This is a genomic window from Cylindrospermopsis sp. CR12, from assembly GCF_001432185.1.
Lineage (GTDB): Bacteria > Cyanobacteriota > Cyanobacteriia > Cyanobacteriales > Nostocaceae > Raphidiopsis > Raphidiopsis raciborskii.
This window is the reverse complement of the sequence record NZ_LMVE01000086.1, coordinates 1-23,798: the sequence shown is the minus strand read 5'-3', so window position 1 is coordinate 23,798 and position 23,798 is coordinate 1. Positions and strand designations below refer to the sequence as shown.

The 23,798-nt window shown below is 40.8% G+C and carries 26 protein-coding genes and 1 pseudogene; 15 read left to right on the top strand and 12 right to left on the bottom strand.

Translation table 11 applies throughout. The features are described from left to right. Positions 1-82: 82 nt before the first annotated feature. Positions 83-541, top strand: a pseudogene (locus ASL19_RS09760) (GUN4 domain-containing protein); the annotation flags it as partial. Here the strand turns inward: ASL19_RS09760 and ASL19_RS09755 are convergent. Next, a complete protein-coding gene (locus ASL19_RS09755) occupies positions 538-2,127 on the bottom strand; it encodes a S8 family serine peptidase (RefSeq protein WP_057178186.1) in 1,590 nt (529 codons plus the stop codon). The pseudogene ASL19_RS09760 and the gene ASL19_RS09755 overlap by 4 nt on opposite strands. Before the next feature lie 164 nt (positions 2,128-2,291). On the opposite strand from ASL19_RS09755, the gene rpe reads away from it, so the two are divergent. Continuing rightward, complete coding sequence (gene rpe / locus ASL19_RS09750; protein ID WP_057178185.1) at positions 2,292-3,002, top strand: ribulose-phosphate 3-epimerase; 711 nt, start codon at positions 2,292-2,294, stop codon at positions 3,000-3,002. Between the two features lie 29 nt (positions 3,003-3,031). Here the strand turns inward: rpe and ASL19_RS09745 are convergent, their stop codons facing one another. Continuing rightward, on the bottom strand, positions 3,032-3,487 hold the full coding sequence (locus tag ASL19_RS09745; protein WP_006276634.1) for an SRPBCC family protein: 456 nt from the start codon (positions 3,485-3,487) through the stop codon (positions 3,032-3,034). A 31-nt stretch (positions 3,488-3,518) separates the two neighbouring features. Beyond that, the gene (gene zds, locus ASL19_RS09740; RefSeq protein WP_057178184.1) at positions 3,519-4,964 is read right to left on the bottom strand and encodes a 9,9'-di-cis-zeta-carotene desaturase; all 1,446 of its coding nucleotides are present in this window, start codon (positions 4,962-4,964) and stop codon (positions 3,519-3,521) included. Between the two features lie 248 nt (positions 4,965-5,212). Between zds and ASL19_RS09735 the strand changes: the two genes are divergently transcribed. The 5 genes from ASL19_RS09735 to ASL19_RS09715 all read left to right on the top strand — a co-directional run bounded on the left by ASL19_RS09735 (position 5,213) and on the right by ASL19_RS09715 (position 8,411). Further along, on the top strand, positions 5,213-6,829 hold the full coding sequence (locus tag ASL19_RS09735) for a hypothetical protein (RefSeq protein ID WP_057178183.1): 1,617 nt from the start codon (positions 5,213-5,215) through the stop codon (positions 6,827-6,829). 216 nt (positions 6,830-7,045) lie between these two features. Beyond that, positions 7,046-7,240 carry a CopG family transcriptional regulator gene (locus tag ASL19_RS09730; protein ID WP_006276631.1) on the top strand — a complete coding sequence of 65 codons (195 nt, stop codon included), beginning with the start codon at positions 7,046-7,048 and terminating at the stop codon, positions 7,238-7,240. A gap of 98 nt (positions 7,241-7,338) precedes the next feature. Further along, positions 7,339-7,695 (top strand): iron-sulfur cluster assembly accessory protein, encoded by a 357-nt coding sequence (locus tag ASL19_RS09725; RefSeq protein WP_006276630.1) that lies wholly within the window; start codon positions 7,339-7,341, stop codon positions 7,693-7,695. A 39-nt stretch (positions 7,696-7,734) separates the two neighbouring features. Then, positions 7,735-8,160 (top strand): hypothetical protein, encoded by a 426-nt coding sequence (locus ASL19_RS09720; RefSeq protein WP_057178182.1) that lies wholly within the window; start codon positions 7,735-7,737, stop codon positions 8,158-8,160. 11 nt (positions 8,161-8,171) lie between these two features. After that, positions 8,172-8,411, top strand: coding sequence for a hypothetical protein (locus ASL19_RS09715; RefSeq protein ID WP_057178181.1), 240 nt, complete (start codon positions 8,172-8,174; stop codon positions 8,409-8,411). Between the two features lie 4 nt (positions 8,412-8,415). Here ASL19_RS09715 and ASL19_RS09710 read toward each other — a convergent pair whose 3' ends face one another. Together ASL19_RS09710 and ASL19_RS09705 are read right to left on the bottom strand one after the other, a co-directional pair. Then, positions 8,416-9,336, bottom strand: a complete 921-nt coding sequence (locus tag ASL19_RS09710) for a TIGR01777 family oxidoreductase (protein WP_057178180.1) — start codon at positions 9,334-9,336, stop codon at positions 8,416-8,418. Positions 9,337-9,412: 76 nt separating this feature from the next. Continuing rightward, positions 9,413-9,802 carry a hypothetical protein gene (locus ASL19_RS09705; protein WP_006276626.1) on the bottom strand — a complete coding sequence of 130 codons (390 nt, stop codon included), beginning with the start codon at positions 9,800-9,802 and terminating at the stop codon, positions 9,413-9,415. 273 nt (positions 9,803-10,075) lie between these two features. Here ASL19_RS09705 and ASL19_RS09700 point away from each other — a divergent pair, with 273 nt between their 5' ends. From ASL19_RS09700 to ASL19_RS09670, 7 genes are all read left to right on the top strand, one after another. Continuing rightward, on the top strand, positions 10,076-10,918 hold the full coding sequence (locus tag ASL19_RS09700) for a YaaW family protein (RefSeq protein WP_006276625.1): 843 nt from the start codon (positions 10,076-10,078) through the stop codon (positions 10,916-10,918). Next, on the top strand, positions 10,900-12,216 hold the full coding sequence (locus tag ASL19_RS09695; RefSeq protein WP_057178179.1) for an O-antigen ligase: 1,317 nt from the start codon (positions 10,900-10,902) through the stop codon (positions 12,214-12,216). The genes ASL19_RS09700 and ASL19_RS09695 overlap by 19 nt, the downstream gene beginning before the upstream one ends. An 82-nt stretch (positions 12,217-12,298) precedes the next feature. After that, entirely contained in the window at positions 12,299-12,814 is a 516-nt protein-coding gene (locus ASL19_RS09690; protein WP_006276623.1) for a Ycf51 family protein, read from the top strand. A gap of 95 nt (positions 12,815-12,909) precedes the next feature. Further along, a complete protein-coding gene (locus ASL19_RS09685; RefSeq protein ID WP_057178248.1) occupies positions 12,910-14,073 on the top strand; it encodes an iron-containing alcohol dehydrogenase family protein in 1,164 nt (387 codons plus the stop codon). A gap of 58 nt (positions 14,074-14,131) precedes the next feature. After that, positions 14,132-15,340, top strand: a complete 1,209-nt coding sequence (locus ASL19_RS09680) for an aspartate aminotransferase (protein WP_057178178.1) — start codon at positions 14,132-14,134, stop codon at positions 15,338-15,340. 87 nt (positions 15,341-15,427) lie between these two features. After that, positions 15,428-16,201 carry an SDR family oxidoreductase gene (locus tag ASL19_RS09675; protein WP_057178177.1) on the top strand — a complete coding sequence of 258 codons (774 nt, stop codon included), beginning with the start codon at positions 15,428-15,430 and terminating at the stop codon, positions 16,199-16,201. A gap of 78 nt (positions 16,202-16,279) precedes the next feature. Further along, the gene (locus tag ASL19_RS09670; RefSeq protein ID WP_057178176.1) at positions 16,280-17,671 is read left to right on the top strand and encodes a malic enzyme-like NAD(P)-binding protein; all 1,392 of its coding nucleotides are present in this window, start codon (positions 16,280-16,282) and stop codon (positions 17,669-17,671) included. 54 nt (positions 17,672-17,725) lie between these two features. Here ASL19_RS09670 and ASL19_RS09665 read toward each other — a convergent pair whose 3' ends face one another. Next, complete coding sequence (locus ASL19_RS09665; RefSeq protein ID WP_057178175.1) at positions 17,726-18,472, bottom strand: creatininase family protein; 747 nt, start codon at positions 18,470-18,472, stop codon at positions 17,726-17,728. A 26-nt stretch (positions 18,473-18,498) separates the two neighbouring features. Beyond that, positions 18,499-18,837: a Mo-dependent nitrogenase C-terminal domain-containing protein gene (locus ASL19_RS09660; RefSeq protein WP_057178174.1), complete on the bottom strand. Its 339-nt coding sequence runs from the start codon at positions 18,835-18,837 to the stop codon at positions 18,499-18,501. A 345-nt stretch (positions 18,838-19,182) separates the two neighbouring features. Here ASL19_RS09660 and ASL19_RS09655 point away from each other — a divergent pair, with 345 nt between their 5' ends. Continuing rightward, complete coding sequence (locus ASL19_RS09655; protein WP_006277492.1) at positions 19,183-19,629, top strand: cobalamin biosynthesis protein; 447 nt, start codon at positions 19,183-19,185, stop codon at positions 19,627-19,629. 22 nt (positions 19,630-19,651) lie between these two features. On the opposite strand, the gene ASL19_RS09650 is transcribed toward ASL19_RS09655, so the two are convergent. The 5 genes from ASL19_RS09650 to ASL19_RS17870 form a co-directional block, all read right to left on the bottom strand. Next, positions 19,652-20,005, bottom strand: coding sequence for a phage holin family protein (locus tag ASL19_RS09650; RefSeq protein ID WP_057178173.1), 354 nt, complete (start codon positions 20,003-20,005; stop codon positions 19,652-19,654). Positions 20,006-20,058: 53 nt separating this feature from the next. Further along, positions 20,059-20,757 carry a peptidoglycan-binding protein gene (locus ASL19_RS09645; protein WP_057178172.1) on the bottom strand — a complete coding sequence of 233 codons (699 nt, stop codon included), beginning with the start codon at positions 20,755-20,757 and terminating at the stop codon, positions 20,059-20,061. 184 nt (positions 20,758-20,941) lie between these two features. Then, the gene (locus ASL19_RS09640; RefSeq protein WP_057178171.1) at positions 20,942-22,225 is read right to left on the bottom strand and encodes a pitrilysin family protein; all 1,284 of its coding nucleotides are present in this window, start codon (positions 22,223-22,225) and stop codon (positions 20,942-20,944) included. A gap of 9 nt (positions 22,226-22,234) precedes the next feature. Beyond that, positions 22,235-23,506 carry a pitrilysin family protein gene (locus ASL19_RS09635; protein ID WP_006277496.1) on the bottom strand — a complete coding sequence of 424 codons (1,272 nt, stop codon included), beginning with the start codon at positions 23,504-23,506 and terminating at the stop codon, positions 22,235-22,237. A 10-nt stretch (positions 23,507-23,516) separates the two neighbouring features. Next, a partial coding sequence (locus ASL19_RS17870; RefSeq protein WP_200959843.1) for a hypothetical protein occupies positions 23,517-23,798 on the bottom strand: 282 nt, incomplete at its 5' end.

Here is a 23,798-nt window from a genome sequence, read left to right as displayed (position 1 = left end):
ATTTAACGCAGGAACCCATTTGTTTTGGTAATTTCATGATAGCATGAATCCATCAACGGTAAACCTTAAAAGTATGGAGTCCCAAGGAATTCTACCCCTCAAATCGGCCTGTGGTATTAGTTATGATTCTTTGGCGCAGTTGCTCGTCAAGCAAGATTTTCAGGCTGCTGACCTATTGACAATTCAACAAATGTGTGAAGTGGCGGGAACCCAAGCAGTGCGCAGAAAATGGTTATATTTCACTGAAGTGGAAAATTTTCCCATCCAGGATCTGCAAACTATTAATAGTCTTTGGTTGGCTCACTCCCAAGGCAAATTTGGTTTTTCTGTGCAGCGGGAACTTTGGTTGGGAGTAGGTAGAAATTGGGATAGGTTATGGCCTAAAATCGGCTGGAAGCAGGGTGAAAAATGGACTCGCTATCCCCATGAGTTTACCTGGGATTTGACCGCCCCTAGGGGTCATTTACCCCTATCTAACCAACTACGGGGGGTGCGAGTTATGGCCTCTCTCCTATCTCACCCCGCATGGACTTCTTCTTAGTTTTCTCCAACTGTCCACCAAGCTAGGGCGTAGTCTTGTTTTGATCGGTTAACTTGGTTTTTAAAATCTACGCGTACCTTATACTTACCACCTTCACGGATGCTGCAAAAAATATGCTCCACGTTGTCAATTTGACTTGTGGAAGAGCAATTGGAAATTTTTATGTTCTTTTCATCGTCTTTTAAGAGGTAAATATCTAAGTTATTTATTCCTTTGTCTATAAATGTTTCGTCCGTATCATATAATTGGTTTTGGTTGGTATCCTCTAGTTCTACTAGTCTGTCCCAGGTCAAGGTAATAGCTACAAAACTATCTTTTTTTAAGGGTTTTCCCAGGCTATAGTCTATTGATGAGTTGGCACTAATCCTATGATAATCCCAACCAATGGTTGGTACTTCATTACCGGGCCCCCATTGTCCCCACATAAATTGTTGGTAAGCACGAAAAACATTTAAATGACCTGAACCCATTTGGGGATCCAAGGGAATTCCCGGATTTTGATAGGCCTGGGAAACTAGCCAATCTCTATTTTGTTTATCTACTAATGTCCTGGTCATTCCCAGTCTTAGTCCATTACCATTATCTAGGATTTTCTCCGCTGAGTTTAATAGTACGGCTTTCATGACTTGATGTCTCCTGGCATCAATTCTCCAATTTACAGCCTGCTTTCTTATTTGTCTATCAGCAAATTCTTGTAACAGACCTATGGCAGCCGTTACCTGGGGCGCTGCAAAACTTGAACCAGTAGATTTATTTAATTTACCATCCGGGTTAATTAACGGAATATTTGTCCCGGGCGCTACTAAACCTACAGAACTACGCCCATCAATGTTAAATTCCTTCCCTAATAGGCGATCGCTCACTTCTTGGTTATTTCCTGCTAAATTAGAAACATGGAGTTTATCAAAAATTCCTCTCCTTGCTGATGAAAAGGCCACGTTAATGGCGTTAAAATTGTCCGTAGGAATAGAAATTCCTCCTTTACCCTGATTTCCAGCAATTACATAGGTTACATCATGCACTCGACTTGACCAGTCAACACACAAAGTTAGTAGAGCTTTACCATCTAACACCGGTTCTGGTCTAGGATCGCGATTAAGGGGTTCGCCAAAACTAAAATTAATGGCTCGTACATCCCCACCATTTTGAAGGGCAACATGTTGTGCTGACAAGCACTCCTCTGATTGACCTAAGTTACGGCTAAATCCAACAGCAGAGGAGTATAATCTTGCTTGAGGTGCCACTCCTGGAAGAGACTTGTCTTGACTAGTCATCACTCCAGCTACATTGTAGGCATGAGTATCAACACCAAAATTAGACTGAGCGGGTGCATTCAGTGAAAATACGGCAGTTGGGGTAACGGCGCGGTTTTTAGATACGGCTTTATCCAAGCCAAATAAACCGGGACGGCCGATTTCTACCTGACCCAGGGCAATTTTACGACCGGTTAATTTATAGGGTGGTTGGTGTAAAATCAGAGCATTAATACCATTAGTTCCCAGAAAACTGCTAGATTGGAAAGATGCAAGTGCTGGTATACCTAGTGAGTAAATACCCAACACGCATACAATCAAAGTTTTCTTCATAGCTTTCAATAACCCATAATCGTGTTCACACTTACACACTACAGTAGGAATGAAGAAGTTCTACTTTTCGCCAAGGAAAAAATTCCCAATTTGTAATTGAAAGGAATTGCACCATATTTCTGTTACCATACTTACAGACGAAGACGATAAAAAACCCACTAGCCATGACTCAAAACCGATCTCAAAAGCCCATAGTTATTGCTCCATCCATCCTATCAGCAAACTTTAGTCGTTTAGGCGAAGACATTCGTGCGGTAGATGCAGCAGGAGCAGATTGGATTCACGTTGATGTAATGGATGGACGTTTTGTTCCCAATATTACCATTGGTCCTCTGGTTGTGGAGGCGATTCGTCCAGTTACAACCAAACCCCTGGATGTCCACTTGATGATTGTGGAACCAGAAAAATATGTAGAAGGCTTTGCTAAAGCTGGTGCGGATATTATTTCCGTCCATGCTGAGCATAATGCTTCACCTCATCTGCATCGGACTTTAGGACAAATCAAGGAGCTAGGTAAACAAGCCGGGGTTGTGCTCAATCCTGGGACACCTTTACAACTAATCGAGTATGTACTAGAACTGTGTGATTTAGTGCTGATCATGAGTGTTAACCCTGGTTTTGGTGGACAAAGTTTTATTCCTAGCGTGGTGCCCAAAATTCGTCAATTGCGTCAGATGTGTGATGAAAAGGGTTTGGATCCTTGGATTGAGGTTGATGGTGGTTTAAAAGCTAATAATACTTGGCAGGTATTAGAAGCTGGAGCTAATGCCATTGTAGCAGGTTCAGCTGTATTTAATGTTCCTGACTATGCTCAAGCCATTGAAAATATTCGTCATAGCAAACGTCCTGTCAAGGAACTGGCCGTTTCTCTATAACGATTTGCCATCAAAGGGGATATGGTCAATTATCTAGTTGTGTCTGGTTGTAAATCAACGGCATACTGTTTGAATCTTTCTAAGTCTGCTTGGAGTGTTGATTCCACCACCCGACCTAAAAACAAATTGTCCATCAACTTACCAAGGATTCCTGGTATAGCGTAGGCGACCGTCATCTTGACAATACTACCCTCTTGATGGCGGTCATAAAAGCGAATAGCTCCCTGATTTGGTAGGCCATCAACCGATTCCCACTGAATAATTTGCTGGGAGGTAATTCGGAGGATGCGGGATTTCCAGGTGAATTCCAGACCGCCCGTGCTCAGTTTCCAAAGGGAGATGGTGGGGTCATCGGTGGAGATATTCACCGAATCAATCCATTTCATCCATTTGGGCATTTGTTGTAAATCAGACCACAATTCCCATACTAGTTCTATGGGAACTGGAACTTCTATCTGTACACTATGCTCTAACCAGTCAGCCATGGGATTTGAGTTTTGTTTGAGACTTTACATCTTAAATTTTAGACTGCCCAGATGCTAAAATTGCCTTAGCTGCTCGTTTACCGGAAATAGTCGCCCCCTCCATACTATCAATATAGTCTTGTTGCGTATAACTACCAGCTAGGAAAAAATTGCCCACAGGTGTTTTCTGATCCGGACGGTATGGATCCATCCCTGGTGCTTCTCTGTAGAGAGATTGGGCCAACTTAACTACACTGTACCAGGTCATGTTTAACTCCCTAGAAGAAGGAAACAACTCATGAACTTGCTTGAGTACATGGTGAGCGATCGCCTCATTGCTTTGTTTAATGAAGGGATCACCAGGTGTGAGAACCAGCTGCATGAGGGAACCTTGTCCGGGGCGATAATAATCTGCGGGACTGGTTAGGGCCAAATCAGCAAAACAGGAGAAGTCAGCATCAGCGGTATATAATAAATTATCTATACCGACAGCTTGATGGAGCTGGTGACGTTTTTGAGAGTCTTGTAGTTCTGTGACCCATCCATCGAACCGGAGTTGCACAGTAGCAACGGGTACTGCGTCTAATTTGTAAATATTGTCAAATTCTGACCACTTGCGCCAGGATGGGGGAAGTACGCGCTGAATTCCTGGCACATCACAAGCAAAAACATAAGCATCTGCTGTGATTAGTTCTTCCTGCTCACCCTGAGCGACCAATATACCCGTAACCTCAGATTGGGAGTCAGACTCGGTAAATTTAATTTCTCGCACTTGACGACGGGTGTGAATTTTGGTTCCCCTATCCGTCAAATAATTAACAATAGGTTGATGTAAATATTCTTGAGGTGAACCTTCCAGCATGCGTAGAATAGAGGCTTCGGTTTTAGCTGCAAAGAACTGGAAAATTGTCAACATGCAACGGGCAGAAATATGGTCACAATCGATAAAACCCAAAGCATAAGCAATAGGATTCCACATCCGTTTGATGCTCCCTTTACTCCCTCCATGACTGTAAAACCACTCAGAAAAGCTAATCTTATCCAGATTGCGGATATCCTTCATAGCTCCTTCAAAGTCAATTAGACCTCGAACGATAGGACTAGTGCCCAGAGCAAGAGCATTTTGTAACTTATCTTGTAATGAAAGTTGGGAAGTGGTAAAAAATGCCTTTAATCCATTAAAAGGCGCACCAGTAATAAATCGAAAGTCCAAAGCTCCCGTATTTCCACCCTTATTGACAAATACGTGAGTATGTTCCTTGAGACGTAAATTATTGCCTGCTCCCACCTTTGCCATCAGCTCAAATAGATTGTAGTAGCATCCAAAAAACACATGCAGTCCCATTTCTATGTGATTGCCATCAGCATCCACCCAACTGCTGACCTTACCACCGACAAACGGGCGAGCTTCAAAAATTTCCACCTCCCAACCCGCATCAGCTAAATCTACAGCAGTAGCTAATCCAGCCAATCCTGCTCCTACAATTACAACACGCATTCCCAAAAAATTCCTTTATTGCTTAGACCCAGTTATCAGTTTCCTTTATTTACAAATTGTAACTTGAATTGAGGTCAAAAATTTGCGAAGCTATAGCAAGCACTGCATCTAAGAATTTTTATTCTAAAATAAAGTTGTTAGGTCTATTCAGACAAATTTTTTTCATGTTTTGCCACTTACGGGAACAAGCTAAAACTCATTTAAACCTAACATATTTAAACTCACTAATCTAATACTGAAATAATTTTATGACCGGTTTTAGTCCATCCACTATTCGTAGATTAAAGAAGTTGACCCAAGTACCCTGTGTATGGGAAGGAGATCGCCGTACACTTTTGTCACCAGTGGTCAGTGAAGAATTTGAATTACCAGCTGGGGAGTGCATTCTCTGGGTGGATGGTTCGGAGGGAGTGATTAGAAGTATGGAGGTAATAGGCTCAGTACAAGGAAGGGAAGCCATGGTACGTACTCTAATACAGGCGATGGAACATCCGCAAGGTGGAGATAAACGTGCCAGACCGCAAAAAATCCTCGTACGGGACAGAGAAGTTCAATTTTACCTGCGGGGGATTTTACAGGATTTGGACATTACAGTTGATTATTCACCGGAACTACCACTGATTGATCAAATTTTCCAGTCCTTTGGCGAAGCGATGGAAAGTTATGTGCCCCCTTTACCCCCAAAATACGCAGAAGACCTTACAAAGAAGGCTTACAAAATTTGGGAAATGGCCCCATGGGAATTCGTTCATCCAAATAAGATTATTTCCATAGAAATTAATAAATGGGATATAGAAAAACTCTATGTCTCAATTATGGGAGGTGCTAATTATACTTTATTGTTCTACCGTTCTGCGGAATCTCTGACAAGATTCTGGACGGATTTTTACCAGTCCTATGAAGAATCTGAGGACGATTCTTTGGAATCGGCTTTTCTCCAGCAGGATTGCCTATTTCTTACTTTTGATTCCATAGATGAGGATGATGAAGACTTGGACACAGAAGATGAAGATGATATAGATATAGGGTATTTACCATCCTCAGAAATTGAGCCCAATTTTGGCACCATCCATCCTCTGGAAGGATTAAGCCCCATTCTATACGAAGAAGAAGCGCAGATTATGTATGTTGCACTCGAAAGCGTCATCCGTTTTCTGCGTGACCATAAACGTCCCCTGTCCCAAAAGGATTTCCCAGTAATTACCCGACGCTATCGCATTTCTGTACCTGATTGTGATCAAGGCAATCAAAATGTATCTGTCAATATTTGTACTATGCCAGAAATATATTCACAGTTACATGGGATTGAAGATGCCAATTTAGTGGAAGGTGATTTCGAGCAGATAGATCAATTGCGGGATGACTTAATACCGAACGGTTGTTTACTGTCTATCGGAACCATAACCTGGAACAGCTTAACTTCCCTACCTCCTACCATTAGACATTTAGGAGGTCACCAAATTAAGACTAAATGTGACACGATACCTGTTGTCTTAGTACAAACTTCTCGTGCAAAAGCAAACACTATCATTAAAAATATTCGCGATGCAGGGGATATTACAGGGATTTGCTTTATTACTGTAGATAGTCACCAAGATGGAAAAAAATTTGACTTGAGTATCCTCCAAACACAAAATGAGGACCTGTTCTTAATTACGGAATTTTCACGCGACGATGAAAGTTATATTGCATCCCGAAAAAGATGGAACAGAGCATGTCGCCTAAATGGTGGCCATTGTGGATTAGTCATTACCAAGGGACTCTCCACCACCCGTGCTAATCCCGGAACCAATGATATTATGGCCTTCTTTGATGGAAAATGTATTACCCCTGAAGAATTAGGCATCGATTTTTCGGAAATATAAGTATTAGTTATTACTCAATACTACTGAGTCCAACAATTTTTATCCTAATCTGTGGTTTTCCGTAGTGCAGTTAGGCAACAATTGTTGTATGATTATGGTTTGGACAGTTTAACTTCATACAACCTTTATCTCCAAACTTCCAGGCGATAAAACCCGGAATTATGCAACTTTTTTGGGTATCATTTTCTACTCTTAACAAGCGGGAATTTGTGTCTGATGACTAACAAAAAATGGGCTGTTAAACGCATAACCGTCAATCTGGCAACACAAGAAGCCGAAAAACTGGAAAAATATTGTCAACAAACCGGAAGACCAGCTACAGATGTGATTCGTGAACTCATTAGGAGCTTACCCAATAATGATGAGTATAAGTCCTTAGCAATCGAAGGTCTATCCAGCTCTCACTTTTAGCCAGGTTTTGAGCAAAACAACCAAAATAATGGTACAGTTACATCAGAACTAGTTTAATTCTCAAAAAGGTCTATTTAGCTAAGGAGTTTAAATCAGATATGACACCAGTAGCTCAAACTCAACAACGCGGAATTATTCTCAGTGAAGCCGCATTACGTCAAGTAAAATCCCTCCAAGCTCAACAAGGCCAGGATCTATGCCTGAGGGTGGGAGTTCGTCAAGGCGGTTGTTCTGGAATGTCCTACATGATGGATTTTGAAGACCTCTCTAAAATTACCCCCCAGGATGACGTTTTTGATTACGATGGCTTTAAAATTGTTTGCGATCGCAAGAGTTTGTTATATCTATATGGATTAATGCTAGACTACAGCAGTGCTATGATTGGTGGAGGTTTCCAATTTACCAATCCCAATGCTTCCCAAACCTGTGGTTGTGGCAAATCCTTTGGGGTATAATACGGAAACTAAATTAATTCAACTAATTAATTCAACACCATGACCGTCACAGTTGAGGAACTATTTGATACGGGGTTACAGCGATATAAAGACGGTGAGTCTGCTGCAGATCTCATCCCTGTTTTTAAAGAGGTGTGCGATCGCTCACCGAAATCAGGTTCCGCATGGATATGTTTAGCCTGGTTGTATCTTTTAGAAGAGAAAGGGCAACTAGCCTACAAAGCGGCGAGTAAAGCCGTCAAGATCAACCCCCAAGATCCCCAAGGTAGGGTGAATTTAGCCCTAGCCATGTTAGAGACAGGTCAAAAGGGTTTAAGAGAACACATAATAGCTGCCCAGCAATTGATTTTCGTCAATAAAGAATGGGAAGAAGACCTGAGAAATAGTATTGAGGATGGTTTAGCTAGAAAGCCCAATTGGAACAATTTAGCTAAAGTGAAAACATGGTTATTTGACATCAGTTAAAGCATAATTCGATGAAAGAAAAAATATTAAACTGGGTCAACATAATACTAGTAGCCGACTTTTTCCTAGTGATTTTAGGATTTGGCTGGTTTACCATAGCCATTGTGGGTAATGCTTCAGGGGTGAACTTAGGATTAGACCTTTGGCACAGACTATGGATCCCCCTATTTAATCCAGCCATTGGCTTGCTAATGGGGGGAGCATTACTCAGTGGAATTAGCAGTTGGGTGAGTAAGAAATTTAGCAATTAGGGAATCAGGTCAAGATTTGCCGTAACGCGGAGGGAAGAAGGGGGTACTGATACTCAAAACCCAATGCTTGAGTACGTTGAGGTAGAACCCGTTGTCCTTCCAGAACCACCATGGCGCCCTCCCCCAAAAGTGCTTCCAGGGCGATTTCGGGTACTGGTAGCCAAGCAGGACGGTTCATGACCTGTGCCATTGTATTGCTAAGGTCTTTCATTTGCACAGGATGGGGAGCAGTGGCATTGTACACACCTTGTGCATTTGGATCAACCAAGGACTGAATGATTAGATTTACAATATCGTTGAGATGAATCCAAGAGAACCACTGATTACCACTACCAATGGGACCGCCCGCAAAAAGTTTGAAGGGAGTAATCATTTTACCTAAAGCACCACCATTACCCAGGACAATACCAAAGCGCAAAATGACCAACCGCACATCATAATTCTTCACCATTTGTGCTTGTTCTTCCCACTGTTGACAGACCTGAGCGAGAAAATCTGTACCTGTGGGGCTATTTTCATCAAAAGTAGCGGTTTGACTAGTGCCATAAAAACCAATAGCTGAAGCATTGATTAACACAGACGGTTTAGGGTTGGCTTCAGCTATCGCCTCGACAATTTTTTGGGTGCCCAACTTGCGACTATTAAGAATCTCCAGCTTGTGTTCTGGAGTCCAGCGTTGTTGTGCGATAGGTTCCCCTGCTAGGTTTACCACAGCATCACAACCAGCAATTCTATTTTGCCAGACTCCGGATACACCAGGTGTGTAAGCCAAAATTTCCACGTTGGGAAAAACCTCGGAAGGAAAAGTCCTAGCAGCGGATCTAGGATTACGACTCAACACTAATATTTGTTCACCTCTGTCATGTAGACATTGGACTAGACGACTACCGACAAATCCAGTTGCTCCAGTAACTGCTACTTTCATATAGTTTATTTTTCACATACCGATGGTGTTTTGGTTACTAATTGATTCCCATTCTACCACAATTACCTCCTCTTAATTAGCCAAACCAATTAGATGGTTCACAACCAGGATGAACTGGTTCATTCAAAATATGACTAATTACATCAGCTTTAGCTTGGATAATAGCAAAAACTCCCTGGTGGACTAAATTTTGCAGATGTAGTTGCTGCTCTAAAGAGTTACCTGATAAATGTCTATTAAATAATCTATTGTCACTATCTTCCTCTTCATTACCTACCGGCAAAATTTGGTCTTGATTAATCGTAGGATTAATACCTGGGAGATGATTCATCACGAAAACAATCAATTCCTGACGTAAATCACTAATTTGGAAAACTTGCTGATAGGGACTGTATGGGTACGTGCGCAAAATGCTTTCAATTTCCCCAATTACCAGTTCCTGTGTTAACTTAATCACAGTCTTCATAACTTTTGCACTCCATTTTATTAAAACGCCAAATTATCTATATTTATAATTATTTGTCATTTCACAAGAATATGCTAAGAAACTACACAAAACTAAGTATAAACATTAGGGATCAATTTTATAAAGGAAAAATAGGCAATAGGGGGGAGGGAATGGGCAGTTGATAGACAAACTTTTCGAGATATGTTACTATTGGTACAATCCGGTGGAAATCCATCAAGGAAGTAGAATATCAAAAAACCAAGTTAAACATGGGATAAGGAGGAAAAAAAATTGGATGAACTGAGGACAGTTCTGGAGTTGGCGACCCACGAAGAACTGCAAGACATCACCGCAATTCTGTTCAGTCGTAAATTTAACCCCTTAGATTACGTTCATACCCCGGAACCTGTTATGGTACAAAGCCAAAATCGTCAGGCCTGGTTAGATACTTTAGAGAGTAGATTTCGATTTTTAGCAGCTGATGGAATCACAGTATTGCGTAAGCGTACTGACAAAGTAACATATAGGCAAGCCCTAATCCAAGTTTGTAGACATTTAAAAATATCCTATTATGAAGAATTATCAACCGTTGATTTAGAAGCAGAAGTATTTTTGCATCTTCTAGGAAAAGTTTGGAGAAAATTACCACGACAACAACGGCAAAAAATCTCCTCTCGGATACAATCCCAACTACTAACATCAGATTTACCCAATTCGGTGTTACAATTGTTGCCTACAGATTCTCTAGGATTGATTTTCAAAGCTGGTAGTGCAGTAGCGGTTACTTCCGTGATTCAACCATATTTACTCAAACAAATTGCTTGTCAGTTTGCCACCCATTTAGCCACCTATCAGGTAGCCAAGCAAGCTACCATTGTTGGCACAGAAATGGCCAGTCAACAAATTAAAAACTATGTTACCGCCCAAATGGCCCGACGGGGAATGACCCTCAGTGCTGCTCGTTATGGTGCGGTACGCACGGTTTTTTCCATCGTAGGACCTGTAATGTGGGCCTGGTTTCTAGCAGACTTGGGTTGGCGGACAATTTCTACTAACTATGGTCGTATTATTCCCACTATTTTCACCCTTGCTCAAATTCGTCTCACTCGCACAGAATGTTGGCAGCCAACTTAAAACAAATTCAACAGTTTTTTGTCCATCCCCATTCTAGTCTACAACTACCATGGAATAGTTTGTTGCTGGGGTTACTGATTCTCCCCATTAATCCATTTTTTGGGGCCATAGCCATTTGTTGGGCATCCTATAAGACCTGGAGCAAAAAATACTCCAGTATTAAACACAAAACCTTGAATCATTTATTGGTAATTTTAAGTTTTTGGTTTTTAATTACTACGGGATTTACAGTATTTGCTAAGGATCAACCAGATACTCTTTTAGGATTATTCAATTTCTTGCCATATTTTGTGGTGTTCGCTGGATTAACTCCTTTAATCACCAGGGTTAGTGAATTACGTCAATTAACTTGGATTATTGTATGTAGTTCTTTACCTGTGGTGATGATTGGTTTCGCACAACTGTTTTTAGGTTGGCATGCAAGATGGCAATTTCTATCAGTGGTGATTAATTTGACAATTTACCCTGGGGGAGAACCCTTGGGAAGAATGTCCTCCGTATTCATGCACGCCAATACTCTAGCAGCTTATCTGATTACCGTATTGATTCTGGGCTTGGGTTTATGGTTAGAAAATTATCAAAAGATCCGCAAAAAAGCAGATCCCCTAGGGTTTATATTTTTAAGTGTAGTGATCATTGCTAACTTTTTAGCTTTGATTTTAACCAGCTCTCGCAATGGGTGGGGAATAGCAGTTGTGGCTTGTATTGCCTATTCTCTTTATAAACGTTGGCGACTAATTGTAGCTGGAATAACGGGGGTAACTGCCAGTATTATGTTAGCAGCCTTTGCAACTGAGAGAATCGCTTCCGTTTTTCGTAGTTTCATTCCCTATTTCATCTGGGCGCGATTAAATGATCAAATGTATCCTGACAGACCCCTGGCATTAATGCGTAAAACCCAGTGGCAGTTTGCTTGGGATTTGACCCTACAACAACCCTTAACCGGTTGGGGTCTACGCAGTTTTCCTCACCTTTATGAGCAAAAAATGGGTGTTGGTATTAACCATCCTCACAATCTGTTTTTAATGCTATCAGCAGAAACTGGTTTAATTACTACCTGCTTGTTTTTTGTCTTTTTGGCTTGGATACTAATTTCTGCTATTAAAATTTGGTATAAGTCCTCTTTACCAAAAGAAAATAGATTGGTCTTTTTGAGTTACCTATTAGCTTTTATAGGCTGGATAATTTTTAACATGGTAGATGTGACTACTTTTGACCTGATATTAAGTGCCCTATTCTGGGTAATTTTAGCAGCTTTATATGGTGTAGCTCATCGCTATGAAGGTTCCCATCATTAACTCCAACATGGAATTTTTGCGTAAATTCCAGATTTTATCCTATTCTATGGGATATCAGCAATTACAATTTTATGTTTAGTTTATGCCCACTACAGCAGACTTTCTTCAATACTCTCAATGGTCGGGAATCACGACCATAGCACTTGCAGCACTGACAATTTTAGCTCTTCTGTTTAAATGGGGGTTACGTTTTCGCTTGGTAGGTGCAACTGGTTTTATGCTTGTGCTTACAGCAGGACTCTTTTCACTATCCCTAGTTCCCCTGAGTCGTACAGTAATTCCTGGTGCTGCTAGATATACTTTAGTTTATGACAATGGTTCCAATCAGGCTGTAATTGCTACCAGTCCAGATATTACTCCTACCCAGCTGGAAGCAACCTTACGCCAAGCAGCCAGTAATCTATACTCCTACGGGCGCATGGGAGCTGGAGGTAACAACAGTTTGACAATTCGCGCTCGGACAGTTCTCCACCCAGAAACAGGTATATCAACACCTGTCTACTTGGGCAAAGTGGAAAGAACACTAGTTACCCGCGAAGACCCACAAATGTTGGTGGAAGTCTTCTTAGACAAATTTCGCCAGTTACCACCATCCTGAAATCATTTAGGTTTTGACCCATATAGTACATATTTATTATTAATATTTGTGATGGTTTTTGCCATACTATATCTATTATGTCTATCGTGTCTATCATGGCTAGTCTATTATCCACCCCCACCACTAGTTCTTTCTTGACATTAACTGTTGCTCCAGCAAAAGTAATCCGAGGTGCTGGTGTTCTCAGGTCAGCTGCTATTTCAGAAATTTCTACCTTAGGGAATCGTCCCCTAATTGTGACAGGAAAACATACTCTCAATATTTATCAGGAGAGTTTACAGACCATCTTCCAAAGTGGGGATTTGAATGCTTTTGCTACTTCCTATAGCCCAGATTGCTGTGAAGTCAGTTTGAAAGCGTTACGGAAAGCAGTTAAGGAACATAGAGCAGATGTGATTATTGGACTAGGTGGCGGCAAATCCATAGACACAGCTAAATTATTAGGACATCAATTACAGTTACCAGTAGTAACAATTCCTACATCTGCTGCTACCTGTGCAGCATGGACAGCTTTATCTAATGTGTATTCTGAATCGGGGGCATTTTTATATGATGTTCCCTTGTGTCGGTGTCCGGATTTGCTGATTTTAGATTATGATTTGATTAAAACCGCACCCCGGGAAACTCTGGTAGCTGGAATTGGAGATGGGATTGCCAAATGGTATGAAGCATCTGTTAGTAGTGGTAATATGCAGGATACACTGATTATTGCCGCAGTCCAACAAGCTAGAGTTTTACGCGATATACTATTACAAAAGTCCGCAGCAGCTTTAGACTCTCCTGGTAGTCAAATTTGGCAAGAGGTGGTAGATTGCAGTGTGATGTTAGCAGGTGTGATTGGTGGTTTAGGGGGAGCCCGCTGTCGTACAGTTGCTGCCCATGCAGTACATAATGGGTTAACTCACATTTGTGGACATGGTAGCATTCATGGAGAAAAGGTGGCATACGGAATTTTAGTGCAATTGCGATTAGAAGAAATGCTTCAGGGCAATCAATTAGCGGAAACCGCTAGACAGCAGTTATTAAAATTCTATACAGAAATTGGACTGCCACAAAAATTGGCGGATTTGGGACTGGGAAATATTTCTTTGACTCAATTGCAAACAGCAGCAGAAATAGCCCTAGCACCTAATTCTGATATCCATCGGTTACCCTTTTCCCTATCCTCGGAACAGTTAATGGCGGCGATGATTTCTACTACCGCTCCGGTTCTAAGACAAAGGGACTCATCATCGTTAACTACCCAAACGATTAGTTGACAATTGGCCATCATTAAAAATGCTTACAAAGAGTGACGAATTATTCCGAGGTTGAAGAATGAGTTTAAGTTGGATTACCCCCGCAGATAGGATAAAGAAACTACCACCCTATGTTTTTGCTAGATTGGATGAATTAAAGGCCAAGGCTAGAGAGCAAGGACTGGACTTAATTGATTTAGGAATGGGAAATCCTGATGGTGCAACTCCTCAACCAATTATAGAAGCAGCCAAAACAGCTTTGGCAAATCCTGCTAATCATGGTTATCCACCCTTTGAAGGTACTGCTAATTTTCGTAAGGCAATTACCGAATGGTATTATCGGCGCTATCATGTGCTGTTAGACCCTGACAGCGAAGCATTACCTCTATTAGGTTCTAAAGAAGGTTTGGCACATTTGGCGATCGCCTATATTAATCCGGGTGATATGGTTTTAGTGCCTTCTCCTTCCTACCCCGTGCATTTCCGAGGTCCAATTATTGCTGGGGGAGTAATTCATAATATCATTCTGCAGGAGAAGGATGATTGGTTAATTGATTTAGGGTCTATTTCCGATGAAGTAGCTCAAAAAGCAAAAATCCTCTATTTTAATTACCCTAGCAACCCCACAGGAGCAACTGCACCACGGGAGTTTTTTGAGGAAATAGTGGCTTTTGCTAAAAAGCATGAGATTCTACTGGTCCATGATTTGTGTTATGCTGAATTAGCTTTTGATGGTTATCAACCCACCAGTTTGCTAGAAATCCCCGGTGCCAAAGATATTGGTGTGGAATTTCATACCCTATCTAAAACCTATAATATGGCGGGTTGGCGAGTTGGTTTTGTAGTGGGTAATCGTCATGTTATCCAAGGTTTAAGAACTCTCAAAACCAATTTGGACTATGGGATTTTTTCCGCATTACAAACCGCCGCAGAAACTGCTTTACGCCTACCAGATTCTTACTTACATACAGTACAGCAACGTTATAGCATTAGGCGAGATTTTCTGATTGCTGGTTTAAGCAAGTTGGGTTGGAATATTAATCCTACTAAAGCAACCATGTATTTATGGGTTAAGTGCCCTCCAGGTATGGGTTCTACGGATTTTGCCCTCAACATCTTGCAAAAAACTGGTGTGGTGGTTACTCCTGGTAATGCTTTTGGGGTTGGTGGTGAAGGGTATGTGAGAATTAGTTTGATAGCAGATTGCGATCGCCTAGGTGAAGCTTTGGAGAGATTTAGGCAAGCGGGTATTTGTTATCAGTCGGATGTGGTTCCAGTATGTTTTTAAAAACTGGATAACACTCTTTCCAACCCCAAGAATTTTCCCCTTGGGGTTGACTAGTAGACTTGACCATGATATAATGAACTTTAAAATATGACCAAAATTAGTAAAAAAACCATATTAATTACAGGTGCAAGTAGTGGTATAGGTGCTGCTTGTGCGACAGTATTTGGGCGAGAACATTACAGACTAATTTTAGCTGCAAGAAGACTGGAAAATCTAGAATATCAAGCACACCAGCTATATGAATTATATAAAACAGAAACCCATTTGCTGCAATTAGATGTGAGAGATAGAGCAGCAGTAGAAGTGGCAATTAGTAGCTTACCTTCACCATGGTCGGAAGTGGATGTTTTGGTTAATAATGCTGGGCTGAGTAGGGGATTGGATAAGTTATATTTAGGCGATATTGAAGATTGGGAAGAAATGATTGATACTAATATAAAGGGGTTACTATACTTAACCCGTTATGTCTTACCGGGTATGGTAGACCGGGGTAGTGGTCATATTATAAATATTGGCTCGATCGCTGGTCATCAAACCTATCCTGGAGGGAATGTTTATTGTGGAAGCAAAGCAGCAGTAAAAGCTATTTCTGAGGGTTTAAAATTGGATTTATTAGGAACCCCTATAAGAGTAACCTCCATTGATCCTGGGATGGTGGAAACGGAATTTAGTCAGGTGCGATTTCATGGAGATCGGGAAAAAGCCAAGAAAGTTTATGAAGGAATAAAACCACTAACTGCTCAGGATGTAGCAGATGTAATATTTTTCTGTGCCACTAGACCTGCTCATGTTAATATTAACCAGGTGATATTAATGCCAGTAGATCAGGCCAGTGCAACTCTGGTAAATCGACAAAATTAGGGCTATTAAAACCTTTATCCCTTAAATATGTGTCAAAATCAAATCTAAAGTCTCAACTTGGAAACCTCTCACAATACCATGACAAACCTGACCCCTAATTCCAGTTTCAGTGTGACCCTACGTCTCAAAATTCCCAACCGGGTGGGAATGTTAGCATCTGTTACCCAGGCGATCGCTCTGACTGGTGGTAATATTGGACAAATAGATTTAATTGAACAAAATAGACATAACTCCATACGTGATATTACTGTAGATGCAGCAAGTGGTGAACATGGTGAAACTATTGTTAATTCAGTAAAAGAGCTGACGGATATTCAGGTGATTAATGTCTATGACCGAACTTTTAATTTACATGAAGGTGGAAAAATCAGCATTGCTAGTAGAATTCCCATCAAAACGGTCTCTGACTTGGCTATGGCCTACACTCCAGGAGTAGGAAGAATTTGTCAGGCGATCGCCCAAAAACCTGAGGAAGTTTACCGTTTGACTATTAAACAAAATACTGTTGCTATTGTCACCGATGGTAGTGCGGTTTTGGGGTTGGGTAATCTCGGTCCTGAAGCTGCTTTACCAGTAATGGAGGGTAAGGCAATGTTATTCAAGGAATTTGCCAATATAGATGCTTTCCCTATTTGTTTAGATACTCAAGACACTGAAGAAATTATCAGGGCTGTGAAAAATATTGCCCCCGTATTTGGCGGCGTCAATTTGGAAGACATCGCTGCACCTCGATGTTTTGAAATTGAACAGAGACTGCAATCGGAATTAGACATTCCTATTTTTCATGATGACCAAAATGGTACTGCTATTGTAACTCTGGCTGCTTTATTAAATGCCCTAAAACTAGTTAATAAGTCTATTAATCAAATTCGGATCGTGATTAATGGTGCTGGCGCTGCAGGAATAGCCGTGGCCCGCTTACTGCGCAAAGCTGGTGCAGAACAAATCTGGATGTGTGACTCTCAGGGAATCATATCTACTAATCGTACGGATTTGAACCCAGAAAAACTGGAATTCGCAGTTAAAGCTCAAGGAACCCTAGTTGGCGCTACCCAGGGTGCAGACGTGTTTATTGGTTTGAGTAAACCTGGGGTTTTAACACCGGAAATGGTCAAGTCCATGACCAAAGATGCTATCGTTTTTGCTATGGCTAATCCTATCCCGGAAATTCAACCGGAATTAGCGCCTAAAAACGTTGCGGTCATGGCCACAGGACGCAGTGATTATCCTAATCAAATTAATAATGTTCTAGCCTTTCCCGGAGTATTTCGTGGAGCTTTAGACTGTCGTTCTAAAGTTATTACTAGTAATATGTGCTTAGAAGCTGCTAAGGCGATCGCTTCTTTAGTGAATACCTCAGATTTAAACCGGGAATATATCATTCCCTCTGTGTTTGATAACCGCGTTGCTAGCGCTGTTGCTGCTGCTGTCAAACAAGCTGCACGAGCAGAGGGTAATGCCCAAGCTTAATCAAGACTTAACGTTTGTCCTTTTACATCCTTACAGGTTTTGTATAAACTACATTCAATCTTGATTAAGGAACTTGGAATATGCTGTACTTAACTCTTCCACAGCCAAATCATAAAACTGCTTGCCATGTTCAGGAGTAGCTAAGTCAGGATGGGAACCCATGCGACCATCAGGATAACGTAAACGAAAATCGTTAGGTCCGTAAATTCTGTGACCACTTGCAACATCTGGTGCAAGAAAAGACTGTTTAATTGCTTGGGGATAAATATATTGGGTTAGTGCTACCTCACTGGGAGTAGCATGGGAACCCTCCTTATCTCCATACAACTCCTGGGCCAGTTTGTACACAGAAGTACATGTAAACCAATTACCAAGTTGACACTGCACTTTTTGGAAGTTTTTTACTTGTATATCTTCCAAATAGGCATAGGTTTCGGAAAAAGCTGTTTTTAAAGTGGCAATATTACCGCCATGTCCATTAATAAAATAAAACTTGGTAAAACCCGCTTTTGCTAAACTACTTATATAATCTCTCAACACTAAAATTAGGGTGCTAGGTCGTAAACTGATAGTACCGGGAAAAGCACTATGATGTAATGCCATACCAACATTAATGGTAGGTCCCACCATAGCTTGTGTTGCTTCCCCCACGCCATGGGATATGAACTCGGCGCATACTGCGTCGGTGCCAATTAAACCCGTTGGTCCATGTTGCTCTGTAGATCCAATGGGAATAATAATCCCCGAGGAAATTTGTAGATATTTTTCAACTTCTAACCATGTGCTTAGATGTAATAGCATTAATTAATTTACCTACTTCCTCATACTTAGCAGTAAAACCTAATGTCTTCCCCGCATTCATCAGCCAAATAACACAAAGCACGAAACCGCAACCCCACAAACTGATCATACAGCGGATTGAGTTTGCACAGAGGTGGAATGTGGCCGATTTTGCGATTAAACAATTTAATGTCTCGCTCAAAAGGACATTGAGCAGGAATCAATTTAGCTATCAAACGTGCAACTTGAGAGTTTTTTATTTCTATATCATCTAGCCATTGACGTATGGGCTTAAGTAAATCAAACTTATGTCTTGATTGTTTACCATTTACTTTATGGTCAACCAAGGTGGCAAAAATGATAGGTTGAGTATCTGTCGTGGTCATAGTTTTATATCCTCTTCTCCTGGGAATAACACAATTTCTTTGATTTAGTACCATAGAAATCTTTAGGGAATATTGTTATGCTGCTCTGGTTATTCTAGATAAGATGCTTAAAAGTTGAATCTGTCCAAAATATCCCGTATAACAGCTTAGGAACCCCCTAACTAATTGCCATTGAAACTCACGGTATGTGGAATAACTGTCCCGCTAAATACAAAATAACAAAGAAATAATAAAAATGGTATTACCTCAGCTTATCAATTACTCATATCTCATATTACTATCTCATATATCGACTCTAAATACTTGACAAAAAGACTATTATATGAACCAAATTTATGGAACGAAATGTGCATCCCCCAACAGAACATAGAATTAATATTCAGTCCAGGTAGAAAGCAGGTCTGGGTAGGTATTGGTTGTCAAAAGGGGGTTTCCTGTCTCTTGATTGAGCTAGGACTCAACAAAGTGTGCCAAAAATACAGAATAGATCCCCAGACTATAGATCGGATAGCCACTATTGAAACTAAAGCGTCAGAGCCAGGACTAGTCGAATTTTGCTTAAAAAACAATTTCAGATTACAAACCTTTAGCTCAACCACCCTATCAAGTATCAGTGTTCCCAATCCCAGTCAAATAATTACCAAAATTATGGGAACACCAAGCATAGCAGAAGCAGCAGCTCTTCTTTGTGCTGCTCAAAACAATTCCAGAGCTCAGTTGTTAGTTCCCAAAGAAATTTTCCGTCTACCGAACCAAGGATCTATGACTATAGCTGTTGCTACAAGAGCTTGAAATTCTCTCCTGCTCCCCCATACTAAACGATTAATCGCATAAAGTAGTTAATTAATGTGGAAGCAATTGACAAAACAATAGACCCTAAAAAAGCAGGTACAAAACCATCAATCCGAAAACCAGAAGTAGCAGCTATCTTACTAGCTAACAAAAGACATAAAGCATTAATAACAAAACTGAATAGTCCAAAAGTGAGAAAGGTAACTGGGAATGCTAGAATATTCAAAATTGGACGAACAATAGCATTGACAAGCGCGATAATGACCGCCGCACTAAGCGCAGCTACCGGACTGGTAATCGTAAAGCCAGGAACAAATTTAGATGTGACTAACAGTGCCAAGGCAGTACCGATCCAAGTTAGTAAAAGGTGTTTCATGCTAGTTATTAGGTTGATGAGCGATCGCAACTTTCCAAATTCTACAACAAAAATCAAGGTAGTCTAGGTAATCGTTGGATAAAAACGTCCCAAGTCTGTCCACCTACTACACCATCTGCAGTCAAACCATAACGGAGTTGAGCTGCTTTAACTGCTCTCTCCAGAGTGACACTAAACTTACCATCTATGGGGGAAGGAAAAAATCCTAAAGCTCTGAGCAATCTTTGTAATTTTGTCACTTCTGCACCAGTATTACCCAAACGCAAAATGGCCCACCCAGATTGGGTATACTGAATTTTAGGATTTCGCTGACTAACAGGAGTAGGTTTAAAAACCATGATTGGTCGAGCAGGTGGCTGAGTAACAACTTGTTGAGGCTGAGTATTTTTCCTTATTATGTTGTTGTTACTGTTACCTTCTCTACCACTTCTTGTGGTAGGTTGTCTATTCTCAGGGTTATTACGGGGGGTAGTGATGCCAATATTTGGTACACTAGGAAAAAGTTTCTGCCAGGTTATGGTATCTACAATACCATCAGGAGCAAGACCAACTACTTGCTTGAACTGAGAAACTGCTTTGGCTGTGGAGTCTCGATAAACCCCATCCACGGGTCCTGAATAGAAACCCAAAAGTGCCAGTGTTGCTTGCAATTCTGATACCGATTCGCCTTGACTACCAATTTTTAGCATGGGACGGTTGATACTACCAACTCCAGTTACCTGGGCAATTGGCGTGTATGCTATGGATAGCATATTGCCACCCATTGGAACTAAAGGAGTTAAAATTAGTAATGGCCAGTGGTGAACCTTGGTGATGTGGGCGATCCAATTAGTCGAGTTGCTCAAGTTATATCGCATACAATTGATTGGGTTAGAAACTGATTCGGTAAAACTTACTAAAGGATTTAGCTCAAGAATTTGACATCACCATTTTATCTCATGCGGTAGTTAGGTCAATCGCCTCCCCAGGGCCAACCAAAGATAAGTAGGGTGTTTTTAAATAACTATTGGCTACTGTCATAGCTAATTCCGGACTGACCTGATTGATTAGCTGAGGAAACTCATGGTCGAATTCAATACCTAATCCCAAAATTTCATACCACCCATATATGTGGGCAATTTGTCCATTGGTTTGTTTCCCCAGGGCGTAGTGTCCTAAGATTTTATTTTTCGCGGTTTGTAATTCTTCCGGGGAAAGTTCAATCTGAGAAAGTCTTTCTACTTCTTGACCCAACTCTTTAATTGCCCTGCTAGTATTCTCTGGTGCAGTACCCATATACACTATAAATGATGCTGGATATGGTCTAGTAGAATAAATGGCTGAGATTTCGTAGGCTAAACCTCTTTTTTCTCGCAATTCTACAAATAGACGGCTAGAAAGTCCATTTCCTAGGTATGTGGATAACAATTTGAGGACGGGGTATGCGGGAGAATTTATGGAACTCCCCATATAACCCAGCATAATTATTGACTGTTGTGTATTTAAGGGTTGAAGACAAGATTTGGGAGCAATGGAAATTTTGGGTAAATCAAGTGCATGTCTTGCGGTGTTTGGTAGTGTCCAATCGCCAAAAACTTCTGTGACCATTTCTATGGCAGTTTTGGCTTTTGTCCTCCCAGCAATACTTATAACTATATTATCTGGACGAAAATGGTTTTGATGAAATTCAACCAAGTCTTTATAATTAATGCCATGTATGCTTGCTTCTGTACCCAGCACTGACCTACCATAGGGATGATTTTGGTACATTGCTTCGCGGATCTCTTTAAAAGCTAGGTTAAAGGGTTGTTCTTTCTGAGAACGAACATCCTGTATTGCTAATCGCTTTTCTAGTTCTATTTGTTTTTCAGGAAATGTGGGCGATTTTAACAATAAACCCGACAGAGCTAAAATTTCTGCAAAATCAGCACTGACTGTTTTTAAAGAGAGCAAAAAGTAATCTGTACTTGCATCCACGCTTAAATTTGCACCTACGGATTCAACTTTTTCAGCAATTTCTAGACTGGAAAAACCATCACAACCCTTGGTCATCACTGCTGATAATAAATTTGCCAACCCTGCTTTTTCTGGATTTTCATAACAGCTACCAGCACGAACAAAAATTTTGGCTGCTATAATATCCGCTATGGGGTTTTCAGCTATCAATAACACTATGCCATTTGCTAGTGTTGTACGATGGATGGAAAATTTACAATCATCTATATTGTTTCTGTTTTGCATTCTTACTCGTTAATACGGTTTCATTATAGTAACTGCATAATCTTGTAGCGAAAGATAATTTTGAGCCACTTTTTGCAGTTTTTTGGTATTGAAGGACTGAATCTGCTCCGGATAAGCAACAGACAATTGGGCTTTGGCAACTGTGTTATAGTAGCCATAAAGAGATGCTAGCTGATTTGGCGTTTCTGTGTTAAACGCATAGTCATTGCAAAGAGATCTTTGGGTTCGTTTAAGTTCTTGCTCGGTGACACCATGAATTTGCAACCTATGTAAATGTTCCAAAATCAGATTTTCTACTCTATCCAGATATTCAGGTTCTAAGTAGGCGGTAATTGTGAGCAAACTAGAGTCTTTTTGCACTGAAAAATTAGTGTAGATCTCCTGTACTAGTTGTTTCTCTTCCCTTAAATCATTGACTAAACGAGAAGTTCTTCCCTGTCCCAAAATGACTGATAGTATCTCTAAACCATTTGCTATGGCCAGTTCCTCCATTCCGGGCAAATTCCAAGCCATGATTAAACGCGCTTGCTCTATTCTAGGTAATATTAATTCTTGCCTTTTAACATCCCTAATTTGGGGTGGTGCTAGTTGATTAGATGTGGGAAAATCATCCTGGTTTTTAAAATTTTTAAATGTTTTATTGACAATTTCCCATGAAGTATCTCTTTCTATCCCTCCCACTATGACCACAGTCATATTTTCCGGTTGGTAATGACGACGATGAAAACATCGCATCGCTTCCGGTGAGTTTTCCATTAATTCCTTTTTTGTTCCCAAAATAGGTCTTCCGTAAGGGTGGTTCTCATAGACGGTTTTTAATAGTGCTTCAAATCCCATAGCATCAGGATCATCCGCACAACTACGAATTTCTTCCAAAACCACATCCCTTTCACGTATAAATTCATCTTCAAAAATAGCTGCATTGAGTAACAGTTCTCCCAAATGAGGAAGAGTATCTGCTAAATAGTGGTTAGCTGTGGCAAGATAGTAATGGGTATAGTCGTGGCTAGTAGCTGCATTGCTGATCCCACCCATACGCTCGATGTTATAGTCAAACTCCCCTGGACCCAAACTAGCTGTGCCCTTAAAAATCATGTGTTCTAAAAAGTGTGCCATGCCAAACAAGGGATCTGATTCCGAAGTTGCTCCTGCACGCACCCACACGTCCGCTACCACCACGGGGGTAGCTGCTATCTCCTGATGAATAAATGTCAAACCATTATCCAGTCGAAAAATCGAAGCTGGGAATAGGGTTTTGTTTTCGGTTATATGTGTTGTCAACTTTCCAGGGTTATATAACAATTTGACAGGTTTTTGTTATTTTAACTTTCAATTCCACCCGATTAGGAATCAAATAATACAGATTTAGTTTTTTATTCGCATTAATAGGTTTAATCGAATCCTTCTGCTCATCAATAAACACGGAATTTGCTGCTACTGTAGATGCGATCGCCATAACACTATTAACACTTCCTTCTTCAACCCAACCTACGTTAATCTTATATTTAATTCCACTGACCCACTTACTATCGTACCCGGTAACCTTAGGTGACTGGATTTTTTCAACGGTTAT

Coding starts and splice junctions, on each gene's coding strand:
- ASL19_RS09755 (WP_057178186.1), bottom strand. CDS start 2,127: ATGAAGAAAACTTTGATTGTATGCGTGTTGGGTATTTACTCACTAGGT.
- rpe (WP_057178185.1), top strand. CDS start 2,292: ATGACTCAAAACCGATCTCAAAAGCCCATAGTTATTGCTCCATCCATC.
- ASL19_RS09745 (WP_006276634.1), bottom strand. CDS start 3,487: ATGGCTGACTGGTTAGAGCATAGTGTACAGATAGAAGTTCCAGTTCCC.
- zds (WP_057178184.1), bottom strand. CDS start 4,964: ATGCGTGTTGTAATTGTAGGAGCAGGATTGGCTGGATTAGCTACTGCT.
- ASL19_RS09735 (WP_057178183.1), top strand. CDS start 5,213: ATGACCGGTTTTAGTCCATCCACTATTCGTAGATTAAAGAAGTTGACC.
- ASL19_RS09730 (WP_006276631.1), top strand. CDS start 7,046: ATGACTAACAAAAAATGGGCTGTTAAACGCATAACCGTCAATCTGGCA.
- ASL19_RS09725 (WP_006276630.1), top strand. CDS start 7,339: ATGACACCAGTAGCTCAAACTCAACAACGCGGAATTATTCTCAGTGAA.
- ASL19_RS09720 (WP_057178182.1), top strand. CDS start 7,735: ATGACCGTCACAGTTGAGGAACTATTTGATACGGGGTTACAGCGATAT.
- ASL19_RS09715 (WP_057178181.1), top strand. CDS start 8,172: ATGAAAGAAAAAATATTAAACTGGGTCAACATAATACTAGTAGCCGAC.
- ASL19_RS09710 (WP_057178180.1), bottom strand. CDS start 9,336: ATGAAAGTAGCAGTTACTGGAGCAACTGGATTTGTCGGTAGTCGTCTA.
- ASL19_RS09705 (WP_006276626.1), bottom strand. CDS start 9,802: ATGAAGACTGTGATTAAGTTAACACAGGAACTGGTAATTGGGGAAATT.
- ASL19_RS09695 (WP_057178179.1), top strand. CDS start 10,900: ATGTTGGCAGCCAACTTAAAACAAATTCAACAGTTTTTTGTCCATCCC.
- ASL19_RS09690 (WP_006276623.1), top strand. CDS start 12,299: ATGCCCACTACAGCAGACTTTCTTCAATACTCTCAATGGTCGGGAATC.
- ASL19_RS09685 (WP_057178248.1), top strand. CDS start 12,910: ATGGCTAGTCTATTATCCACCCCCACCACTAGTTCTTTCTTGACATTA.
- ASL19_RS09680 (WP_057178178.1), top strand. CDS start 14,132: ATGAGTTTAAGTTGGATTACCCCCGCAGATAGGATAAAGAAACTACCA.
- ASL19_RS09675 (WP_057178177.1), top strand. CDS start 15,428: ATGACCAAAATTAGTAAAAAAACCATATTAATTACAGGTGCAAGTAGT.
- ASL19_RS09670 (WP_057178176.1), top strand. CDS start 16,280: ATGACAAACCTGACCCCTAATTCCAGTTTCAGTGTGACCCTACGTCTC.
- ASL19_RS09665 (WP_057178175.1), bottom strand. CDS start 18,472: ATGCTATTACATCTAAGCACATGGTTAGAAGTTGAAAAATATCTACAA.
- ASL19_RS09660 (WP_057178174.1), bottom strand. CDS start 18,837: ATGACCACGACAGATACTCAACCTATCATTTTTGCCACCTTGGTTGAC.
- ASL19_RS09655 (WP_006277492.1), top strand. CDS start 19,183: ATGTGCATCCCCCAACAGAACATAGAATTAATATTCAGTCCAGGTAGA.
- ASL19_RS09650 (WP_057178173.1), bottom strand. CDS start 20,005: ATGAAACACCTTTTACTAACTTGGATCGGTACTGCCTTGGCACTGTTA.
- ASL19_RS09645 (WP_057178172.1), bottom strand. CDS start 20,757: ATGCTATCCATAGCATACACGCCAATTGCCCAGGTAACTGGAGTTGGT.
- ASL19_RS09640 (WP_057178171.1), bottom strand. CDS start 22,225: ATGCAAAACAGAAACAATATAGATGATTGTAAATTTTCCATCCATCGT.